This is a genomic window from Azospirillum brasilense (assembly GCF_003349955.1).
GTDB lineage: Bacteria > Pseudomonadota > Alphaproteobacteria > Azospirillales > Azospirillaceae > Azospirillum > Azospirillum brasilense_B.
Genome location: NZ_QLKQ01000046.1, coordinates 1 through 18,642, shown reverse-complemented (window position 1 = coordinate 18,642; position 18,642 = coordinate 1). Strand labels below are relative to the sequence as shown.

Below are 18,642 nucleotides of genomic sequence, written 5' to 3'. Positions count from 1 at the left end.
GCCCCGGATCAGGCGATCTGGCTCAGGAGATGTCCGTCATCAGCTCCGTCGGGAAGCCCGCCTCCTCCATGTGGGCGACGAGGCGCTGGACGTGGCTGCGCCCGCGGGTTTCGAGCACCACGTCGATCTCGGCCATGCGCACCGGCACGTCGTGGAACAGGCGCTGGTGGTGCACCTCGACGATGTTCGCCCCGGCCTCGCCGAGCAGGCGGGCGACCCGGGCGAGCGCGCCGGGGGCGTCGGTGATGCCGATGCGCAGCCGCACCATGCGCCCCTCGTAGACCAGCCCGCGAGTCAGCACCTGCGCCAGGATGCGCGCGTCGATGTTGCCGCCGGACACCACGATGCCCACCCGCTTGCCGCGGAACCGCTCCGGATCGTCCAGCACCGCGGCCAGACCCGCCGCCCCGGCCCCCTCGGCGACCAGCTTCTGCACGGTGGCGAGGCGGTAGACGGCCTCCTCCAGCCGCGGCTCGCCGACCTCGACCACCGCGTCCACGTGCCGGCGGACCAGCGGCAGGGTGACGGCGCCGGGGGCCTTGACGGCGATGCCGTCGGCGATGGTGGCGCCGCCGCAGGTGATGGGCTGCCCGGCCAGCGCCTGGCGCATCGACGGGAACATGGCGCACTCCACCCCGATCACCGCGATGTCCGGCTTCAGCGCCTTGGCCGCCACCGCCATGCCGCCGATCAGCCCGCCGCCGCCCACCGGCACCACCAGCATCTCCAGGTCCGGCGCGGCGTCGAGCAACTCCAGGGCGGCGGTGCCCTGGCCGGCGGCGATCAGCGGGTCGTCGTAGGGATGAACGAAGGTCAACCCCTCGCGCGCCGCCAGCTCCTGGGCATAGGCCGCCGCGTCGCTCAGCGTCTCGCCGTGCAGCTCGACCCGCGCGCCGAGGCTTTCCGTGCGCTCCACCTTGGTGAAGGGGGTGAAGGAGGGCATCACGATGACCGAGCGGATGCCCAGCCGCGTGGCGTGGCAGGCCACCGCCTGGGCGTGGTTGCCCGCCGACATGGCGATCACCCCGGCCCGCCGCTCCGCCTCGCCCAGCGACAACAGCTTGTTGAGCGCCCCGCGCTCCTTGAAGGAACCGGTGAGATGCTGATTCTCCAGCTTCAGCACCACCGAGCAGCCGGTGATCTCCGACAGCCGGGGCGAGGCTTCGGTGGGGGTGACGGGGAGGTGGCCGCCGATCCGCGCGGCGGCGGCGCGGACGTCGTCCAGGGTGACGGTTAAGCTCGGGGCCGGCTCGGTCATGGCGAACTCCCTGGACGGGTGGGGGACAGCGTCAGCAGCCTGGCGCCGTCACGGGCGAGCGTGCCGCGGTCGCCGGCCAGCCGCAGCCCCACCCCGTCGCGCCAGCCCTGCACCAGATCCCCCCAATGGGGCGACAGCGGGTTGCCCGACTGGCCGGTGGCGATGGAGAAGCGGGAGTTGCCGAGATCCGCCAGATCGTAGACCGCGCGCAGCCCCGGACCATGGACGTGGGAGAAAGGGGCTTGCTGGTCGCGCACGCGGGTGGTGCCGCGGTTGACGGTGAAGGCGCCGCCGCCGGTCGGGATCGACAGGTCGAACATCGAACCGAGCAGAGGCACCCGGCCGAGCAGCCGGTGGTTCAGGGCGGCCTTGTGTTCCGCCCCCCAGCGCCAGCCGTTCATGTCCGTTCCGTGACGCCGCTCGATCTCGGCCAGCGCCGTTTTCAGGGAGCCGGCGAGCATGGTGGCGCAGTCCTCGCGGGCCGGCGTCGTTCGGTCGTCGCACCACTGCGGCGCCTGGGTCAGCACGCGGTGCAGGGCGCGCGGGCGCAGGTCCCAGTAGCTTTGGAACAGCGGCCCCAGCTCGTCGGCGAAGACGCGGCGCACCAGCTCGCGCTCCCACCACGAGAAGATCAGCGGCTCGGCCCGGTCGCGGTCCATCCGCCCGTCCCAGCCGGCCAGACGGTCCAGCGCGGCGCGGGCCCGCCCGTCGAGGTCGGGCGCGTTGCGCAGCGGCTCCAGCATCAGCGGCAGCAGGTCGCGCGCCGGCAGGGACAGCTCGTCCATCTGCTGGGCGGCGACCTCCTCCACCGTGTGCGGGCCGTCGCCGAGCATCTGCACGATCCGCTCGGCGCGGGCGGGGTCCGGCCATTCGGTCGCCAGGGCGTAGGGGTAGCCGGGGCCGACCACCGCGTTGTTGGCGTTGACGAACTGGCCCGACGGCGGATCGACCGCCTGGGGCAGAGCGTCGAAGGGAATGTAGCCGATCCAGTCGTGCTCGCCGGTCCAGCCCGGCACCGGAACGCGCCCGTCGCCGCCGCGCCGCACCGGGACCAGCGCCGGCGACAGGAAGCCCAGCGTCCCCGCCGTGTCGGCGTAGACGACGTTCTGCTGCGGCGCCACATGGAGGAACAGCGCCTCGCGCACCGCCGCGGCGTCGGCGGCGTGGTTGAGGCGGTACAGCGCCTCCGCCGTGGTGTCGGCGGCCGACAGGCCGGGGAAGGCCAGCGCCAGCACATGGCCCTCCGGCGTGGCGTCGGCGGTCTCCGGGCCGGTCAGCACCGGGCCGTGCCGCGTCTCGCGCACGGTCAGCGTCTCGTCCGGCTGGCCGGCGATGCGGATCGTCTCCCGGCGCGTCTCGAAGGCCGCGCTGCCGTCCGGCGTCAGGTAACGGCCGGGGTCCTGCGGGTCGAGCTTCTCGATGAACAGGTCCTGGGTGTCGCTGTGGGTGGTGGTGAAGCCCCAGGCGACGCGCCCGTTGTGCCCCAGGATGTGAAGCGGCACGCCGGGGATGGTCGCCCCGGCGATGCGGTGTTCCGGAGTCACGATGCGCGCCAGATACCAGAGGATCGGCGCCTCCAGCCCGAGATGGGGATCGTTGGCGATGATCGGCTTGCCGGTCGCGCTGCGCGCGCCGGTCAGCGCCCATTCGTTGGACGCGGTGTCGAAGCCGAGGTCGGGCAATGCTGCCAGCGCGCCTTGCAGGTCCATGCCGTCGAGCGCCGCCGCCAGGGTCACCGGGGCGGTGGGGTCGGAGTCCGGGAACAGGTCGCGCATCTGCTCCGGCGTCAGGCTTTTCAGGGCGCTGGCGCGGAACAGCTCGTCCCGCGAATCGCCGGAGAGCTGGAGCGCCATCAGCTTGCCCCAGACGAGGCTGTCGGCGGGCCGCCAGGGCTCCGGCGTGTGGCGCAGGAGCTGGAATTCGATGGGCAGCGCCTCGCGCCGCGTCTCCATCCAGGCGTTGACCCCGGCGGCGTAGGCGTCGAAGGCCGTGCGGGCCTCCGGCGACAGCTCCTCATAGGCCTCCTCGGCGCGGCGGTAGACGCCCAGCGTGCGCATGGAGCGGTCGAGCCGCAGCGCCCAGTCGCCGAAGCGCGTGCCGACCAGCTCGGCGAGCCGCCCGGCGCCGCCGCGCCGCATCGTCTCCATCTGCCACAGCCGGTCCTGGGCGTGGACGTAGCCGAGCGCGAAATAGGCGTCCCGCTCGGTGGCGGCGAAGATGTGCGGGATGGCGTTGCGGTCGCGCAGGACCTCCACCGGGCCTTCGATCCCGGGGACGGTGGCCGCGCCCTCGTAGGCCGGGGTCTGCTGGCGAAGCCACAGCAGGAACCCGCCCGCCCCCAGCACCGGCACCACGACCGCCAGGGCGAGAACGGCGGCCAGGATGGCCAGGGGCTTGCGGACGGCGCGGGGAATCATCGGAAGACCACAGCTCGGAAAGGGGGCTTGGAAAGGGGTTCGACAGACAGAGATGGGGATGGGGCCCGCACGGGGCCATGCTCCTCAATTCCGCTTGCGGGCCTCGCAATCCGGACTTACGGGGCCGTGGCTTCCTTCAGGTATTCGACGAGATCGCGGCGGTCGGACGCGCTGGTGATGGTCTGCATGGGCATCTTGCTGCCGGGGGTCATCACGTCGGGGCCGATCTCGAACAGGCGGGCCACCGCCGCCTCGTCCCAGACGATCCCGCTGCCCTTCAGCGCCGCGGAGTAGTGATAGCCCGCCACCGCCCCGGCGGTGCGCCCGAACAGCCGCCACAGCGTCGGGCCGGCGCGGTTGCCGCCGTCCGGAGTCAGCGTGTGGCAGAAGGCGCAGGCGCGGAACAGGGCCTTGCCGCGCTCCGCATCGGGCGCCGCTTTGGGCGCGTCGTCGCCCAGCGCGGGGGTGCCGGCGGCCAACAGCAGGAGGACGGCCAGCGGCAGCTTCCCTCTCACGGGATGTCGTCCGGATCGGTGACGGTCAGCGCGACCACGGACGTGTTGATGAGCAGCTTCCCGGCGTTCTCGAAATTCACGGTGACGCGATCGCCGATGGCCGACTGCACCTGACCCAGACCCCAGTCCGGACGGCCGGGGTGGCGCACCCAGGCGCCGGGAACCAGTGAATCGTCCATGCCGCGCCTCCTGCATCCGCCGGAATTGGTTATCGCTTTCGCGGGATGACCGCGGAAAAGCGGCGGCATCCGCGCCCCTGGAATGATACAAACGAACGTCGCCGCCGGCCATCCCCATGGGGTGCCGGCATGCAACAGAATGCCGCCCGGCCGGAGGAAGTTCCCAAACCTGCGGCCATGGTCGCCACCCGGTTCCCCGGAGGCCGGCCGTCAACGATCTGGAGACCCCCCGTGCCGCTTGACATCCGCGTGATCGAGCTTGTCGCCTCCCGCATCTGCCACGACCTCGTGAGCCCGGTGGGAGCGATCCGCAACGGGTTGGAGCTGATCGAGGAGATGGAGGACGAACCCGCCGGCGGCTTCATGGGCGAGGCGGTGAAGCTGATCGAGCATTCCTCCGGGCAGGCCGACCGGCGGCTGCGCGTCTTCCGGCTGGCCTACGGCCTCGCCGGGCGGGAGCAGAAGGGCTTCGGCGACACCCGCTCCTCCGCGCAGGGGCTTCTGGAGGGCGGGCGCACCACGCTGGACTGGCCGGCGGGCGTGCCGAACGACCAGCTCGCCTTCAAGCGCGGCGCGTCGAAGGTGCTGCTCAACGTCATCATCCTGGCCGACGAGGCGCTGACCCACGGCGGCACCATCACCGTCGCGGCGGAGGGGGACGAGCAGGCGGGGCGCTTCACCATCACCGCCGCCGGGCGCCCCGGCGCCCTCAAGGACGAGTCCGCGGCGGCGCTGGCCGGCACGGTGGCCGCCGCCGACCTCACCCCGCGCAGCATCCACGCCTACATGACCGGGCGTTTCGCCGAGGACGACGGCTATCGCGTCGCGGCCACGCCCTCCGGGCCGGACCGGCTGGTCTTCTCCGTCGAGTGGTGACGCGGCCCCCGCCGGGGGCGTGATCCGCGCATCGACCCGCTTCAAACCGCCGCCGGTCCGGTGCGCGGCGCTTCGCCATGCCCGCGTGGCGCGCGCCCGGCGGTCATAGGCCGGGACGGCGGCACCGGCCTTGCGGGCTGTGACCTTGGGCCGGGTGGCTCGGCGTGACGGCGGAGCCCAAGAGTGGTATCGAAGGAGGTAAGGTTCTCTTAATCAGTGTTTGACAGGCTCCGACCGTAGCTGGAATGGCCCGTACCGGCGGCGTCGCGCACGCCGCCCTCCGGACGGCCCGGCCGGAAACGGATACAATTGCGGGCGTGGGGATCGCGACATGGATGATCTGCTCTCCGAATTCCTGACGGAAACCAACGAGAACCTGTCGGTTCTCGACGTGGAACTGGTCCGTCTGGAGCAGAATCCCAACAATCCGGAACTTCTGTCGAACATTTTCCGTCTGGTGCACACCATCAAGGGCACCTGCGGCTTCCTCGGCCTGCCGCGCCTGGAGAAGGTCGCGCACGCCTCGGAAAACGTGCTGGGCAAGTTCCGCGACGGGGAATTGACCATCAACCCTGAGGCGGTCTCGCTGATCCTTCAGGCGCTGGACACCATCAAGAGCCTGCTGGCGGTGCTGGAGGCGACGGAGGCGGAGCCGCCGGGCGACGACCTGCCGCTGATCGAGCGGCTGAACCTGTGCGCCGAAGGCAAGCTGGGCGCCGCCGCCGCTCCGGCCAAGCCCGCCGCGGCCCCGGTGCCGCCGCCGGCCCCGGCGGTCGCGGCGGCGGAGGAAACCCCGGTGTCCTCCTCGGGCAACCTCACGCTGGACGAGCTCGAGGCGATCTGGAACGCCACCCCCGGCCCGACCAGCACCGCGCTGGCCCCGGTCGCCGCGGAGGCGGCGGACGAGCCCGCCCCTTCGCACGATCTGGTGGTTCCGGATCCCGATCCGGTGCCCGCCGCCGCCAAGATGCCCGCTCCCGCCGCGGAAGCCGCGTCCGGCGCCGGTGCGGGCGGCGAGGCCGCGACGAAGGAGTCGGCGGTCGCCGCGCAGACCATCCGCGTCAACGTGGACCTGCTCGAAAACCTGATGACCATGGTGTCGGAGCTGGTGCTGACCCGCAACCAGCTCCTCCAGATCCTGCGGTCGCAGAAGGAGAGCGAGTTCGCCGCCCCGCTGCAGCGCCTGAACCACGTGACGTCGGAGCTGCAGGAAGGCGTCATGAAGACGCGCATGCAGCCCATCGGCAACGCCTGGGCCAAGCTGCCGCGTCTGGTGCGCGACCTGTCGCACGAACTGGGCAAGAAGATCGACCTCCAGATGCTCGGCGCCGACACCGAGCTGGACCGCCAGGTGCTGGAGCTGATCAAGGATCCGCTGACGCACATGGTGCGCAACTCCGCCGACCACGGCCTGGAGGTGCCCGCCGACCGTGTGCGCTCGGGCAAGTCGGAGACCGGCCGCATCACGCTGAACGCCTATCACGAGGGCGGCCACATCATCATCGAGATCCAGGACGACGGTAAGGGCCTGGCGATCGACCGGATCAAGCAGAAGGCGATCCAGAACGGGATGGCCTCGGAAGGCGAGCTGGCGGCGATGTCCGACCAGCAGATCATCCAGTTCATCATGAAGCCCGGCTTCTCGACCGCGGCGAAGGTCACCAACGTGTCGGGCCGCGGCGTCGGCATGGACGTGGTCAAGACCAACATCGAGAAGATCGGCGGCACGATCGAGATCAAGTCCCAGCAGGGCAAGGGCTCGACCTTCGTCATCAAGATCCCGCTGACGCTGGCCATCGTCTCCGCCCTGATCGTGGAGTGCGCCGGCGAGCGCTTCGCCATCCCGCAGATCAGCGTGGTCGAGCTGGTGCGCGCCGCCGCCGACAGCGAGCACACCATCGAGCGGCTGAAGGGCACGCCGGTCCTGCGCCTGCGCAACCGCCTGCTGCCGCTGGTCTCGCTGCAGGAGCTGCTGCGGCTGGACGACCAGGAGGGCGGCGAGAAGAAGACCGACGAGACCTTCATCGTGGTCACGCAGGTCGGCACCTACACCTTCGGCATCATGGTCGACCGCGTGTTCGACACCGAGGAAATCGTGGTGAAGCCGGTGGCGCCGATCCTGCGCCACATCGAGATGTTCTCGGGCAACACCATCCTCGGCGACGGCTCGGTCATCATGATCCTCGACCCCAACGGCATCGCGTCGGCGACCGGCGAGATGGCCATGGGCGAGACCGCGTCGAAGGAGGCGACCTCCGTCCAGGCGACCCGCCAGGAGGACAAGATGGCCCTCCTGCTGTTCCGCGCCGGGGCCGGCGCGCCGAAGGCGGTGCCGCTGTCGCTGGTCGCCCGCCTGGAGGATGTCGACCTCGCCAGCGTCGAATCGTCCAACGGCATGCCGGTGGTCCAGTACCGCGGCAAGCTGATGCCGCTGGTGCCGATCGACCCGGGCTTCATGATCGGCCAGGAAGGCCGCCAGCCGGTTCTGGTCTTCGCCGACGGCGACCGGTCGATGGGCCTGATCGTCGACGAGATCGTCGACATCGTGGAGGAGCGTCTGGTGGTGCAGCTCACCGCCGACCGTCCGGGCCTGATGGGCTCGGCGATCATCGCCGGCAAGGCGACGGACGTGATCGACGCGGGCTTCTTCCTGACCCAGGCCTACAAGGATTGGTTCGGCTCGTCCTCGACCGATGGTTACGAGGAGGAGAGGACGCTCCAGCGCGTGCTGCTGGTCGACGACAGCCCCTTCTTCCGCAATCTGCTGACCCCGCTGCTGTCGGTCGCCGGCTACGACGTCACCGCCGTGGAGAACGCCAACGAGGCGCTGGCGCTCTGCGAGGCGGGCGAGGACTTCGACGTCATCGTCTCCGACATCGAGATGCCGGGCATGAGCGGCTTCGACTTCGCCGAGGCGGTCCGCCAGGGTGGCACCCGCTGGAGCGGCACGCCGATGGTCGCCCTGTCCAGCCACGCCTCCCCGCGCGACCTCGACCGCGGCCGTCAGGCCGGGTTCACCGACTATGTCGCCAAGTTCGACCGTGACGCGCTGCTGTACGCGCTGCAGCAGACCCTGTCCGAGCAGAAAGGTGCCGCATGAGCAACGCCAAGCTGCCCGCCACCACCAAGAAGTCCAAGGGCGACGAGATCACCTCCGGTGGCAGCCAGGACTATGTGACCATGACGATCGCCGACCAGCTGTTCGGCATCCCGGTCCTCCAGGTCCAGGACGTGCTGGGGCACCAGCGGATCACCCGCATCCCGCTGGCCCCGCCGGAGGTTGCCGGTTCGCTGAACCTGCGCGGGCGCATCGTCACCGCCATCGACGTGCGCCTGCGGCTCGGCCTGACGTCGCGCCCGAAGGACAAGCCGGGCATGTCCATCGTGGTGGACCTGCGCGGCGAACTCTACAGCCTGATGGTCGATTCGGTGGGGGAGGTGCTGAGCCTCTCCAACGATGACTTCGAGCGCAACCCGGCCACCCTCGACCCGCGCTGGCGCGAGGTGTCCACGGGCATCTATCGCCTGAACGGTCAGCTCATGGTGGTCCTGGACGTGCCGCGTCTGCTGAACTTCACCACGATGGAAGCGGCCTGAGGCGAAACCCCGGTCGGTGTTCAAAGCGAAGCCTGAGGCCCGTTCACCATGAAAGTTTGCCTGGTCGTCGATGACAGCCGCGTGGTCCGCAAGGTCGCGCGGAAGATTCTGGAAGAGCTGCACTTCGCCTGCACCGAGGCGGAGGACGGCAAGCAGGCCATGGAGGCCTGCGCTCAGAAGATGCCGGACGCCATCCTGCTCGATTGGAACATGCCGGTGATGACCGGCATCGAGTTCCTGCGCCGTCTGCGCAAGATGAGCGGCGGGGATCTTCCGAAGGTCGTGTTCTGCACCACGGAGAACGACCTCGCCCACATCCAGGAGGCGCTGTCCGCCGGGGCGAACGAGTACATCATGAAGCCGTTCGACAGCGACATCATCCAGACCAAGTTCCAGCAGGTCGGGCTGCTGTGACGGGCGGAATCTCCGCGCCGCGCACCGTTCCGACCCTGAAAGGCTGATTGCGTTATGTCCGATCGTTTCGGCAGACCTCCTCCCCCCGCGCCGGCGGGGCATCCGACCGGCGCGGCCGGCGGCGATCCCGTCCGGGTGATGGTGGTCGACGATTCCGCCGTCATTCGTGGCCTTCTGACCCGCGCGCTGGAAGGCGACACCGAAATCCGCGTGGTCGCGTCGGTGGGCGACGGCCAGATGGCTGTCAACGCCCTGCAGCGCAACTCGCTCGACGTCATCGTCCTCGACATCGAGATGCCGGTGATGGACGGGCTGACCGCCATCCCGAAGCTGCTGGCGGTGGCGCCGCAGGTGAAGATCATCATGGCCTCCACGCTGACTCTGCGTGGGGCCGACATCTCCATGCGCTGCCTGTCGGCCGGGGCCGCCGACTACATCCCCAAGCCGACCTCCACCCGCGAGATCGGCGGGGCGGACGCCTTCAAGCGCGAGCTGGTGTCGAAGGTCAAGGCGCTGGGCGCCGCCGCCCGCCGCGCCGGCTCCCGCACCCGCGGCGAACTGCGCCCGCTGAACCCGGTGCCCGCCGCCTTCCTGAAGCGCGAGCCGCCGCCCGTCACGCTGCGTCCGGCCCCCGCCGTCGGTTCCGTCGGTCAGATCAAGCCGGACGTGATCGCCATCGGCAGCTCCACGGGCGGCCCGCAGGCGCTGTTCGAGGTGCTGGCCCATCTGAAGGCCGGCGTGACCCAGCCGATCCTGATCACCCAGCACATGCCGGCGACCTTCACCACCATCCTGGCCGAGCACATCACCCGCCAGTGCGGGCTGAACGCCCAGGAGGCGAAGGACGGCGAGCCGATCGTGTCGGGGCGCTGCTACATCGCGCCGGGCGACTTCCACATGCTGGTGACCCAGCGCGCGGGCGCCAACGTGATCTCGCTGACCAAGGACCCGCCCGAGAATTTCTGCCGTCCGGCGGTGGACCCGATGATGCGGTCCACCCTCCGCGCCTTCGGCGGGCGCAAGGTCCTGGCCTGCATCCTGACCGGCATGGGGCAGGACGGGCTGAAGGGCTGCACCGAGGTGGTGAACGCCGGCGGCACCCTGATCGCGCAGGACGAGGCGTCCAGCGTCGTGTGGGGCATGCCGGGCGCCGTCGCCCAGGCGGGAATCTGCTCGGCGGTGCTGCCGCTCAAGGAAATCGGTCCCTACATCCGCAAGTTCGCATCGAGGGCAGCATGAGAGTCGAAGATTTCGACATGTTCTCCACGCTGCTCAAGCAGCGTTCCGGTCTGGTCCTGACCCGGGACAAGGCCTACCTGCTCGAATCCCGGCTGATGCCGGTGGCGCGCAAGTGGAACATGAAGGGGCTGGAGGAGCTGGCCTCCACCGTGCGGACGCGCAAGGACGAGGCGCTGCTGCGCGACATCACGGAGGCGATGACGACCAACGAGTCGTCCTTCTTCCGCGACCAGAAGCCCTTCGACCAGTTCAAGCAGATCGTCCTGCCGAAGCTGATGGCGGCGCGGGCGGCGAAGCGGTCGATCCGCATCTGGTCGGCGGCCTGCTCGTCCGGGCAGGAAGCCTACTCGCTGGCCATGCTGCTGAGCGAGGACGCGGCGAAGCTGGCCGGCTGGCGGATCGAGATCGTCGGCACCGACATCTCGGCGGAGATGGTGGAGCGCTCCAAGTCGGGCATCTACACCCAGTTCGAGGTGCAGCGCGGCCTGCCGATTCAAATGCTGGTGAAGCATTTCAAGCAGCAGGGCGACAAGTGGCAGATCAGCCAGCAGCTTCGCCAGATGGCCTCGTTCCGCGAGTTCAACCTGCTGGGCGACCTGTCCGCGCTGGGGCAGTTCGACATCGTGTTCTGCCGCAACGTGCTGATCTATTTCGACCAGCCGACCAAGACCAAGGTGCTGGAGGCGATCGCCCGCCAGATGCCGCAGGACGGGGTGCTCTATCTCGGCGGCGCGGAAACCGTGCTGGGCATCACCGACCGCTTCAAGCCGGTGGAAGGGCAGCGCGGCCTCTACAGCCTGGGTGGTTTCCAGGTGCCGAGCGGGCTCAAGGCGGCCGTGTGATTCAAAAGGGTTCGGCTTAAGGCGGTGTGACGGTGAGACGGTCGGCGGCGCCTTCTTCCATGATCCAACGGCGGAAGGCGGCGATCTTGGGCCGGTCGGCGGTCACCTCCGGGCAGACGAGGTAGTAACCGAAGTCGCCCGGCAGGGCGAGATCGAACAGCCGGGTCAGCCGCCCGCTCGCCAGCTCCTCCAGCACCAGGGTGCCGCGCGCCATCGCGATGCCCTGGCCGTTCTCCGCGGCCTCGATGGCGATGCCGATCTCGTCGAAGACCATTTCAGAGCTTGGCTTCAGATCGCTGAGCCCGGCCATGGCCAGCCACGTCGCCCAATAGCTGTGGCCGGTCTCCTCGACCAGGACATGATGGCGCAGGTCGGCGGGCTGCCGCAGCGGCGTCGGCCCCTGAAGCAGCGCCGGGCTGCACACCGGGAACACCGCGTCGTCGAGGAAGCGGTCGGCCCGCAACCCGTCCCATACCCCCAGCCCATGGCGAAGCCCGATGTCGATGTCGGCTTCGCGTTCGAAATCGATTTCGTGCTGGCTGACGCTGATGCGCAGGTGGATTTCCGGATGGCGGGCGCGGAAGCGGCCGATGCGGCTCATCAGCCAGCGGCTGGCGAAGGAGGGCGAGACGCTCATCGTCAGCACGCCGGAGCGCTCATGCTCCATCACCCGCTCCAGACCGGTGGCCAGCCGCGCGAAGGCGTCGCGCACGCTGGGCAGCAGGAGCTGGCCGGCGTCGGTGAGGACCAGCGCCTGATTCAGCCGGCGGAACAGCCGGATGCCCAGCCGGTCCTCCAGCGTGCGGATCTGGTGGCTGATCGCGCTTTGGGTGACGTTGAGCTCCTCCGCCGCGCGCGTGAAGCTGAGATGGCGGGCCGCCGCTTCGAAAGCGCGCAAGCCGTTGAGGGGAGGGATCTGCATGGGTCCGCATCCGCCGGATTGTTGCCGCCGGATTGTTGCCCGGCCGCATGAAATTCTCTCATGCAGGTTAGAGAAAGCATCCTTTGCGGACAAGCCGCTTCCGGGTGCATGTCTAGGCAACGGAATTCATCAAGCGGAGTGTCGGATCATGAGCAGGAGAGCGCTGGGCGCCGTTTCCGCAGACCGGGGCATCATGTCCCTCGGACACGCTGGAACTGACGGCGCGCAGGGGTTTGTGAAGCGGGTGCTCGGGGAGGCGCTGGGAATGATCGAGCGCCACCGGCAGCGTCGCTCCCTGGCAGCGCTGGACGACCATCTGCTGCGCGACGTCGGGCTGAGCCGTTCGGACGCCCGCCGCGAAGCCGACAAGGCGTTCTGGCAGGAATGATCGCACCGGAATGACTACGGATTGCGGCGAGCCTGAGCCCGCCGCTAACCGGCACGAATTTTAACCGTGATGGGCGGTCGGCGGTCAGCCGGCCGCCTGGGCCTGTGGGTGCGGGACGCGGGGGATCGGGGACGCGTCCTCGTGCGGATCGCGCAGCACGTAGCCGCGCCCCCACACCGTCTCGATGTAGTTGTCGCCCTGGGTCGCCGCGGCGAGCTTCTTGCGCAGCTTGCAGACGAAGACGTCGATGATCTTCAGCTCCGGCTCGTCCATGCCGCCGTAGAGATGGTTCAGGAACATCTCCTTGGTCAGGGTCGTGCCCTTGCGCAGCGACAGCAGCTCCAGAATGCCGTATTCCTTGCCGGTCAGGTGGAGCGGCTGGTTGTCCACCTCCACCGTGCGGGTGTCCAGGTTCACGGTCAGGCGGCCGGTGCGGATGATGCTGTCCGAATGGCCCTTGGAGCGGCGGACGATGGCCTGGATGCGGGCGATCAGCTCGCGCTTGTCGAAGGGCTTGGTCAGATAGTCGTCGGCGCCGAAGCCCAGACCCTTGATCTTGTGGTCCAGCTCCGACAGGCCGGAAAGAATGAGGATCGGCGTGGTCACACGGGCGGCGCGCAGGCGGCGCAGCACCTCGTAGCCGTCGATGTCCGGCAGCATCAGATCGAGGATGATGATGTCGTAATCGTACAGCTTGCCGATTTCGAGCCCATCCTCACCGAGGTCGGTAGAGTCGACGATGTAGCCTTCCGACTGGAGCATCAGTTCGATGCTCTTGGCCGTGGAGGAGTCGTCTTCGACCAGCAGAACCCTCATGGCGATATCCCGATGTTAGATGGCGCGTTTCTGGCTTCCGATGCGGCGTTGCTTTCCCGCGGTTCCTTAACCAATCCCCTTAACAGATCGGCGCGTCCGTTTACACAAGTTAACAGACGATTCAGCTTAACGCCAGAGGCATAGCACTTCATTTAACGTTAATGTTTCTGGACGAGCATGACCCGGGCGGCAGGGCGGCGGACTCCGTATCCACCGCGAATTGCGCCGTCCGCGCCCGGCTCACCCGTCCCAATTCCCGTCCGCTGATCCGCAAGACCGTGCCCGCCGACATCGCCCGCATCCTCCAGGAAATCGAGTCCGTTTCCGGTTGCAGCCGGTTCGGACGGGTGACCGCCGTGCTCGGCCTGCTGGTCGAGGTCGGGGGGATCGAGAAGGAATTGTCGGTGGGTGGCCGCTGCATCGTGGAATCCCGCGACGGCCGGCAGGTCCCCTGCGAGGTGGTGGGCTTCCGCCAGGGCCGCGCGCTGCTGATGCCCTTCGGCTCCATCGACGGGGTGGGGCTGGGCTGCCGCGCGCTGGTCTCCGACAGCCAGCCCATGGTCTTCCCGACGGAAGCGTGGCTCGGCCGCGTCATCAACGCGCTGGGCGAGCCGGTGGACGGCAAGGGACCGCTGCCCAAGGGGACGCACGGCGTCCCCATCCGCAACAACCCGCCACCCGCCCATTCCCGCGCCCGGGTGGGCGAGAAGCTGGACCTCGGCATCCGCGCCATCAACGCCTTCCTCACCTGCTGCCGCGGCCAGCGCATGGGCATCTTCGCCGGCTCCGGCGTCGGCAAATCGTCGGTGATGTCGATGCTCGCCCGCTTCTCCGGAGCGGAGGTCGCGGTGATCGGGCTGATCGGCGAACGCGGGCGCGAGCTTCAGGAATTCATCACCGAGGATCTCGGGGAGGAGGGGCTGGCGCGCAGCGTCGTGGTCTGCGCCACCTCCGACGAGGCGCCGCTGATGCGCCGCCAGGCCGCCTACATGACGCTGGCCGTGGCGGAGGCCTTCCGCGACGCCGGCTGCAACGTGCTGTGCATGATGGACAGCGTGACCCGCTTCGCCATGGCCCAGCGCGAGATCGGCCTCTCGGCGGGCGAGCCGCCGACGACCAAGGGCTATCCCCCCACCGTCTTCGCCGAGCTGCCGCGCCTGTTGGAACGCGCCGGGCCGGGCCTCAGCGGGTCGGGCTCCATCACCGGCCTGTTCACCGTGCTGGTCGAAGGCGACGACCACAACGAACCCATCGCCGACGCCGTGCGCGGCATCCTGGACGGCCACATCGTCCTGGAGCGCCAGATCGGCGAGCGCGGGCGCTATCCGGCCATCAACATCCTGCGCAGCGTGTCGCGCACCATGCCCGGCTGCAACTCCCCCATGGAGAACGAGCTGGTGAACCACGCGCGGCGGCTGATGTCGTCCTACGACAACATGGCGGAGATGATCCGCCTCGGCGCCTACCGCAAGGGCACCGACCCGCAGGTGGACGAGGCCATCCATTTCCAGCCGGCCTTGGAGGCGTTCCTGAAGCAGGGCAAGCGCGAGGCGACCGACCTCGACAACAGCTACGCCCAGCTCGCCGCCATCTTCGGCATTGAACAGTGGCCGCCGCAAGAATGAGCAGTCTGAAGACCATCATCCGCCTCCAGAAATGGAAGCTCGACGAGAAGCGCCGGGCGCTGGCGGAGTTGCAGAACCTCGCGGACCGGCTCCAGGCCGAGATCGAGCGGCTGAAGGAGGAGATCGCGGCGGAGCGCGACACCGCTCGCGGCAACGTCGAATACGCCTTCACCTACAGCAACTACATCCAGGCGGCGATGGAGCGCGGCAAGCGGCTGACCCAGTCCATGGGGCAGGTGGAGGCCCAGATCGCCGTCGCCACCGACGAGATGGCCGAAGCCTTCCAGGAGCTGAAGCGCTACGAACTGGCCGAGGAGGAGCGGCTGAAGCGCGAGAAGGAAAAGCTCAAGCGCAAGGAGGCCACCATGCTGGACGAAACCGCGCTGGTCGGCTTCCGCCGCCGCCAGCAGGAGGAGAGCGGCGTCGAATCCTGAGCGGCCGGTCAGGTCACCAGGGCGTCGTCGGCGGGAAGATCCGCATAGGTCACCACCCGCGCGCGGCCGGCGCGTTTGGCGGCGTACAGCGCCCGGTCGGCGTGCTGGAGCGCCACCGACAATTCCGCCGCATCCGTCGGCCAGAGCGCGACGCCGACGCTGCACCCGATCCGAACCTCGAATCCGTCGGCCGTGATCGGGGCGGACACGCTGGCGATGATCCGTCGGGCGACGTCCATGGCGTAGGGTGCCGAACGGTCGTCGGCCAGGGCGAGCAGCACCGCGAACTCGTCGCCGCCGAGGCGCGCGGCGAAATCCCCGTGACGCACGCAACGCGCCAGCCGGACGCCGATCTCCTTCAGCACCAGGTCGCCGACATGGTGGCCATGCTGGTCGTTGATCGGCTTGAAGCCGTCGAGGTCGATGTAGAGGATGGCGATCGCGTTCCGATCCTGGGCCGGCTGTTCGTTGAGGCGCTCGACATGCGCCTCGAAGAAACGGCGGTTGGCGAGCCCGGTCAGGCGGTCCTCGAAGGCGATGGCGCTCAGCGTCCGCCCCATCGTCCGCATCGCGTGGGCGACCTGGCCGATTTCGGACGGGTGGACCGGCGCCGGAATGCAGGGGGCGTGAGGATCGAAGAGGTCCGACGAGAGAAAGGCCGCCGACGCCTTGAGGTCGCGCAGGCCGCGCAGGATCATCACGTCCATCAGCACCCAGACCCCTCCGACGATGAGGAGGACGACGCCGACCATGACGCCGGTTCCCACCAGCAGGTTCCGGTCGGCCGCGGCCAGGATGTCGTCGCGGGCGACGGCGACGACGATCTTGGCGCCGGTGTCCTCCAGGGTCGCGAAGCCGCTGATCCGGGGCACGCCGTCCAGGCCGTCGCCTTCGATGATGCCCGACTCGTCCTCAAGAAACCGGCGGACCGTCGGGTGGTCGCCCATGGAGTGCCCGACGAGGCCCTGCCGGTCCGGCACGCGGGCGAGAATCGTCCCCTGGGAGTCGAACAGCGAGACGATCCCACCGGACTCGCGGGCGATCTCGGCGGACAGCTCGGCAAGCCAGCCCAGATCCACCCCGGCCACCAGAACACGGCTGACCGACCCGCCGGCGCCGAGGATCGGCAGGGCGGCGATCACCCGGGGTTGCTTGCTGTTCTGACCGATCAGGAAGTTGCTGACCGTGAAGCCGCGCGTCGCCAGGGCCTCCTTGAAATAATCGCGCTGCGCGAGGTTGACGGGCCGGTTGTCGTTGCTGCTGCACAGCAGATTTCCATCGGCGTTGAACATGCCGAAACCGGAGGCCCAGGGATACAAGCCGGTCGTTTGCTTCAACAGGGTGGTGCAGCGTCCGGGGATCGCTTCCCGGATGTCGGGAACGAGGGTGAGAAGCTGGAGGACGCTGCGGACCTGCTGCACGATCTGCGTCTGCTGCAACGCCCCGCGGTGGGCCAGCAGGCGGGTGCCCTCGCGCGCCCGCTCGATGTCCTGGCTGCGCTCCTGGAGAAGAAGAACGAGAACCAGAACCACCAGTGGAAAAAGGGCGAGCAGAATGAAGGCTTCGAGGCGTGCGCGAAGCCCGACGCGCGCCCAGAGGGATTGGGTGCGCCTTAATATTCGTGTACGTTTCAACGGACTCTTCCACGCACCGACCGACCCGCTTTATTCGCATGCGGGTTGAGGAAATCAAGCGATCAAGCGGTGGATCGGCGCGGCTCTGCTATGCCGTCCGAACGACAGGGGTGGGGGCGGACGAATCAGACGCGCCGCATCCGGGAGAACAGATGGGGGTTGTCCCAGCCCGGCTGGCGGTCCTCGACGACCACGCGTTGCGGGACCGGCAGGTTCCGCTCCACCGTCACCTCGACCCAGCGGGGGATCAGCTCGTTGTTCAGGTCGTCGAGCACGGCGATGGCCAGCGCCTCCGGCCCGGCGGCCGCCACGGTGCCGGACAGGGCGCCGAGATAGGCGGCGACGCCGTCCGGCGTGGCCACCGCGCGGTCGGGCACATAGCGCAGGGTCAGGCGGGTGCCGGGCGTCGGTTCCCCGTGCATCTCCACCAGATAGTCATGGCGGGCATCCGGGTTGGAGGCGGTCGTCAGAAGGTCGCGGCGGTGCATGGCGTCCCGGTGCGTCAGGCGGTGTAGGTGCGTCAGGCGGTGTAGCTGCTGCCGCCGGCTCCGACGCGGGTCAGCTTGACCCAGCATTTGGCGCCGGACTGGAAGGACAGGCCGCCGATGTAACCGACGGCGCGGATGCTGTCCGCGAAAATCTGGATCAGGTCCAGGCGGATTTCCGGGGTCAGCGGGATGTGGCTGCGCAGGATCAGGTCGAACCGGTTGGGCTGCACCAGCCCGTCGAGCTGCATCGGACCGAGGCGGCTGAGGTCCAGGTCGAGGAGGAAGCGGCTCCCCTTGTCGCCGCCCTTGCGACCCGTCTTGCCGTCCTCTTCGGGATTTATGGGATGGATGTGCAGCTTGATCGGCAGCAGACCGTTGGCGTCCAGCATCGGCAGGGTGTAGGGGCGCCAGTCGCCGGGCAGCGGGTCGCCCGCCTGCTGCTGGAGGCTGCGGAACTCACGCTCCAGCTGGGACAGCAGGCTTCCATGGCCGGACTTCTCCAGGGCGGAGGCGGCGTCCTCCCCCAGCCAGCCGCGGGCGTCGCCGCCGCGGATCGCCGATAGGAAGAAACTCATCGCCGCGCCCAGCTTGCGGTTCGGCTGCGGCATGACCGTGCCGATCAGCGCCTGCGCGGCGGAGCGGTCCACCCCGGCGAGCGCGCTCAGGAGCTGGCGCATGGCGGGCCAGTCCCGCTCGCTCAGCGGCCCTGGTTCCGTGGTGAGGGGGGGCGGCGCGGCCTGGAGCGCCCTGGTCGGGTCGGTCAGGGCGGCGGTCACGGCGCTGCCCTGCGGCAGGCTCGCCTGGACGTTCAACGCCAGCATGCCCTGCGGCGTGGCGAGGATCGGCTGGCCCTGCGGCGTGCTGCCGGCCACCGTGCCCTTCAGCACCGGCCCGTCGGGCGTCTCCGGCGTTGCCGTGGCGGTGCCGGGGTCCGCACCGGGCATCGTGGGCGCTGCGGCCGGGGTTGCGGCCGGGGTTGCGGTGCCGCGGGGCGGGGC

Annotated in this window: 17 protein-coding genes and 1 pseudogene; 9 read left to right on the top strand and 9 right to left on the bottom strand. The window is 69.3% G+C overall.

All coding sequences use genetic code 11. From position 1 onward, the window contains the following. Positions 1 to 22: 22 nt before the first annotated feature. From DXK32_RS19705 to DXK32_RS19690, 4 genes are all read right to left on the bottom strand, one after another. On the bottom strand, positions 23 to 1,258 hold the full coding sequence (locus DXK32_RS19705) for a threonine ammonia-lyase (RefSeq protein WP_114860059.1): 1,236 nt from the start codon (positions 1,256 to 1,258) through the stop codon (positions 23 to 25). Beyond that, on the bottom strand, positions 1,255 to 3,675 hold the full coding sequence (locus DXK32_RS19700) for a penicillin acylase family protein (protein ID WP_114860058.1): 2,421 nt from the start codon (positions 3,673 to 3,675) through the stop codon (positions 1,255 to 1,257). Before DXK32_RS19700 ends, DXK32_RS19705 begins: the two co-directional genes overlap by 4 nt. Positions 3,676 to 3,791: 116 nt before the next feature. After that, complete coding sequence (locus tag DXK32_RS19695) at positions 3,792 to 4,190, bottom strand: c-type cytochrome (protein WP_114860057.1); 399 nt, start codon at positions 4,188 to 4,190, stop codon at positions 3,792 to 3,794. Next, positions 4,187 to 4,369 (bottom strand): DUF3553 domain-containing protein, encoded by a 183-nt coding sequence (locus tag DXK32_RS19690; RefSeq protein WP_114860056.1) that lies wholly within the window; start codon positions 4,367 to 4,369, stop codon positions 4,187 to 4,189. The genes DXK32_RS19695 and DXK32_RS19690 overlap by 4 nt, the downstream gene beginning before the upstream one ends. 231 nt (positions 4,370 to 4,600) lie before the next feature. Between DXK32_RS19690 and DXK32_RS19685 the strand changes: the two genes are divergently transcribed. The 6 genes from DXK32_RS19685 (at position 4,601) to DXK32_RS19660 (ending at position 11,337) form a co-directional block, all read left to right on the top strand. Then, entirely contained in the window at positions 4,601 to 5,245 is a 645-nt protein-coding gene (locus DXK32_RS19685) for a histidine phosphotransferase family protein (protein ID WP_114860055.1), read from the top strand. Positions 5,246 to 5,576: 331 nt separating this feature from the next. Next, positions 5,577 to 8,345, top strand: a complete 2,769-nt coding sequence (locus tag DXK32_RS19680) for a hybrid sensor histidine kinase/response regulator (protein ID WP_114860054.1) — start codon at positions 5,577 to 5,579, stop codon at positions 8,343 to 8,345. Beyond that, the gene (locus DXK32_RS19675; protein WP_014198311.1) at positions 8,342 to 8,842 is read left to right on the top strand and encodes a chemotaxis protein CheW; all 501 of its coding nucleotides are present in this window, start codon (positions 8,342 to 8,344) and stop codon (positions 8,840 to 8,842) included. The genes DXK32_RS19680 and DXK32_RS19675 overlap by 4 nt, the downstream gene beginning before the upstream one ends. 48 nt (positions 8,843 to 8,890) lie before the next feature. Next, the gene (locus tag DXK32_RS19670) at positions 8,891 to 9,256 is read left to right on the top strand and encodes a response regulator (RefSeq protein ID WP_114860053.1); all 366 of its coding nucleotides are present in this window, start codon (positions 8,891 to 8,893) and stop codon (positions 9,254 to 9,256) included. A gap of 138 nt (positions 9,257 to 9,394) precedes the next feature. After that, positions 9,395 to 10,495, top strand: a complete 1,101-nt coding sequence (locus DXK32_RS19665) for a protein-glutamate methylesterase/protein-glutamine glutaminase (RefSeq protein ID WP_162801265.1) — start codon at positions 9,395 to 9,397, stop codon at positions 10,493 to 10,495. Continuing rightward, positions 10,492 to 11,337 carry a CheR family methyltransferase gene (locus DXK32_RS19660; RefSeq protein ID WP_114860051.1) on the top strand — a complete coding sequence of 282 codons (846 nt, stop codon included), beginning with the start codon at positions 10,492 to 10,494 and terminating at the stop codon, positions 11,335 to 11,337. The genes DXK32_RS19665 and DXK32_RS19660 overlap by 4 nt, the downstream gene beginning before the upstream one ends. Before the next feature lie 16 nt (positions 11,338 to 11,353). Here the strand turns inward: DXK32_RS19660 and DXK32_RS19655 are convergent, their stop codons facing one another. Next, positions 11,354 to 12,259 (bottom strand): transcriptional regulator GcvA, encoded by a 906-nt coding sequence (locus DXK32_RS19655; protein WP_114860050.1) that lies wholly within the window; start codon positions 12,257 to 12,259, stop codon positions 11,354 to 11,356. Positions 12,260 to 12,452: 193 nt separating this feature from the next. Between DXK32_RS19655 and DXK32_RS19650 the strand changes: the two genes are divergently transcribed. Beyond that, on the top strand, positions 12,453 to 12,647 hold the full coding sequence (locus tag DXK32_RS19650; RefSeq protein ID WP_114860086.1) for a DUF1127 domain-containing protein: 195 nt from the start codon (positions 12,453 to 12,455) through the stop codon (positions 12,645 to 12,647). 84 nt (positions 12,648 to 12,731) lie between these two features. On the opposite strand, the gene ctrA is transcribed toward DXK32_RS19650, so the two are convergent. Beyond that, a complete protein-coding gene (gene ctrA / locus DXK32_RS19645) occupies positions 12,732 to 13,463 on the bottom strand; it encodes a response regulator transcription factor CtrA (protein WP_109070287.1) in 732 nt (243 codons plus the stop codon). 278 nt (positions 13,464 to 13,741) lie between these two features. Here ctrA and fliI point away from each other — a divergent pair, with 278 nt between their 5' ends. Together fliI and DXK32_RS19635 are read left to right on the top strand one after the other, a co-directional pair. Next, positions 13,742 to 15,088, top strand: coding sequence for a flagellar protein export ATPase FliI (gene fliI, locus DXK32_RS19640; RefSeq protein WP_114860085.1), 1,347 nt, complete (start codon positions 13,742 to 13,744; stop codon positions 15,086 to 15,088). Next, positions 15,085 to 15,522, top strand: coding sequence for a flagellar FliJ family protein (locus tag DXK32_RS19635; RefSeq protein WP_114860049.1), 438 nt, complete (start codon positions 15,085 to 15,087; stop codon positions 15,520 to 15,522). The genes fliI and DXK32_RS19635 overlap by 4 nt, the downstream gene beginning before the upstream one ends. Positions 15,523 to 15,530: 8 nt before the next feature. On the opposite strand, the gene DXK32_RS19630 is transcribed toward DXK32_RS19635, so the two are convergent. The 3 genes and pseudogenes from DXK32_RS19630 to DXK32_RS19620 all read right to left on the bottom strand — a co-directional run. After that, a complete protein-coding gene (locus tag DXK32_RS19630) occupies positions 15,531 to 17,156 on the bottom strand; it encodes a sensor domain-containing diguanylate cyclase (RefSeq protein WP_114860048.1) in 1,626 nt (541 codons plus the stop codon). 125 nt (positions 17,157 to 17,281) lie between these two features. Further along, positions 17,282 to 17,644 carry a hypothetical protein gene (locus DXK32_RS19625; protein WP_114860047.1) on the bottom strand — a complete coding sequence of 121 codons (363 nt, stop codon included), beginning with the start codon at positions 17,642 to 17,644 and terminating at the stop codon, positions 17,282 to 17,284. A gap of 32 nt (positions 17,645 to 17,676) precedes the next feature. Further along, positions 17,677 to 18,642 (bottom strand): annotated as a pseudogene (locus DXK32_RS19620) (hypothetical protein); the annotation flags it as partial.

What these genes read in the sequence shown, in the direction of transcription:
- DXK32_RS19705 (WP_114860059.1), bottom strand. Translation starts at nt 1,258, where the DNA reads ATGACCGAGCCGGCCCCGAGCTTAACCGTCACCCTGGACGACGTCCGC.
- ctrA (WP_109070287.1), bottom strand. Translation starts at nt 13,463, where the DNA reads ATGAGGGTTCTGCTGGTCGAAGACGACTCCTCCACGGCCAAGAGCATC.
- DXK32_RS19625 (WP_114860047.1), bottom strand. Translation starts at nt 17,644, where the DNA reads ATGCACCGCCGCGACCTTCTGACGACCGCCTCCAACCCGGATGCCCGC.
- DXK32_RS19635 (WP_114860049.1), top strand. Translation starts at nt 15,085, where the DNA reads ATGAGCAGTCTGAAGACCATCATCCGCCTCCAGAAATGGAAGCTCGAC.
- DXK32_RS19700 (WP_114860058.1), bottom strand. Translation starts at nt 3,675, where the DNA reads ATGATTCCCCGCGCCGTCCGCAAGCCCCTGGCCATCCTGGCCGCCGTT.
- DXK32_RS19665 (WP_162801265.1), top strand. Translation starts at nt 9,395, where the DNA reads ATGGTGGTCGACGATTCCGCCGTCATTCGTGGCCTTCTGACCCGCGCG.
- DXK32_RS19655 (WP_114860050.1), bottom strand. Translation starts at nt 12,259, where the DNA reads ATGCAGATCCCTCCCCTCAACGGCTTGCGCGCTTTCGAAGCGGCGGCC.
- DXK32_RS19660 (WP_114860051.1), top strand. Translation starts at nt 10,492, where the DNA reads ATGAGAGTCGAAGATTTCGACATGTTCTCCACGCTGCTCAAGCAGCGT.
- DXK32_RS19670 (WP_114860053.1), top strand. Translation starts at nt 8,891, where the DNA reads ATGAAAGTTTGCCTGGTCGTCGATGACAGCCGCGTGGTCCGCAAGGTC.
- DXK32_RS19680 (WP_114860054.1), top strand. Translation starts at nt 5,577, where the DNA reads ATGGATGATCTGCTCTCCGAATTCCTGACGGAAACCAACGAGAACCTG.
- DXK32_RS19675 (WP_014198311.1), top strand. Translation starts at nt 8,342, where the DNA reads ATGAGCAACGCCAAGCTGCCCGCCACCACCAAGAAGTCCAAGGGCGAC.
- DXK32_RS19650 (WP_114860086.1), top strand. Translation starts at nt 12,453, where the DNA reads ATGTCCCTCGGACACGCTGGAACTGACGGCGCGCAGGGGTTTGTGAAG.
- DXK32_RS19690 (WP_114860056.1), bottom strand. Translation starts at nt 4,369, where the DNA reads ATGGACGATTCACTGGTTCCCGGCGCCTGGGTGCGCCACCCCGGCCGT.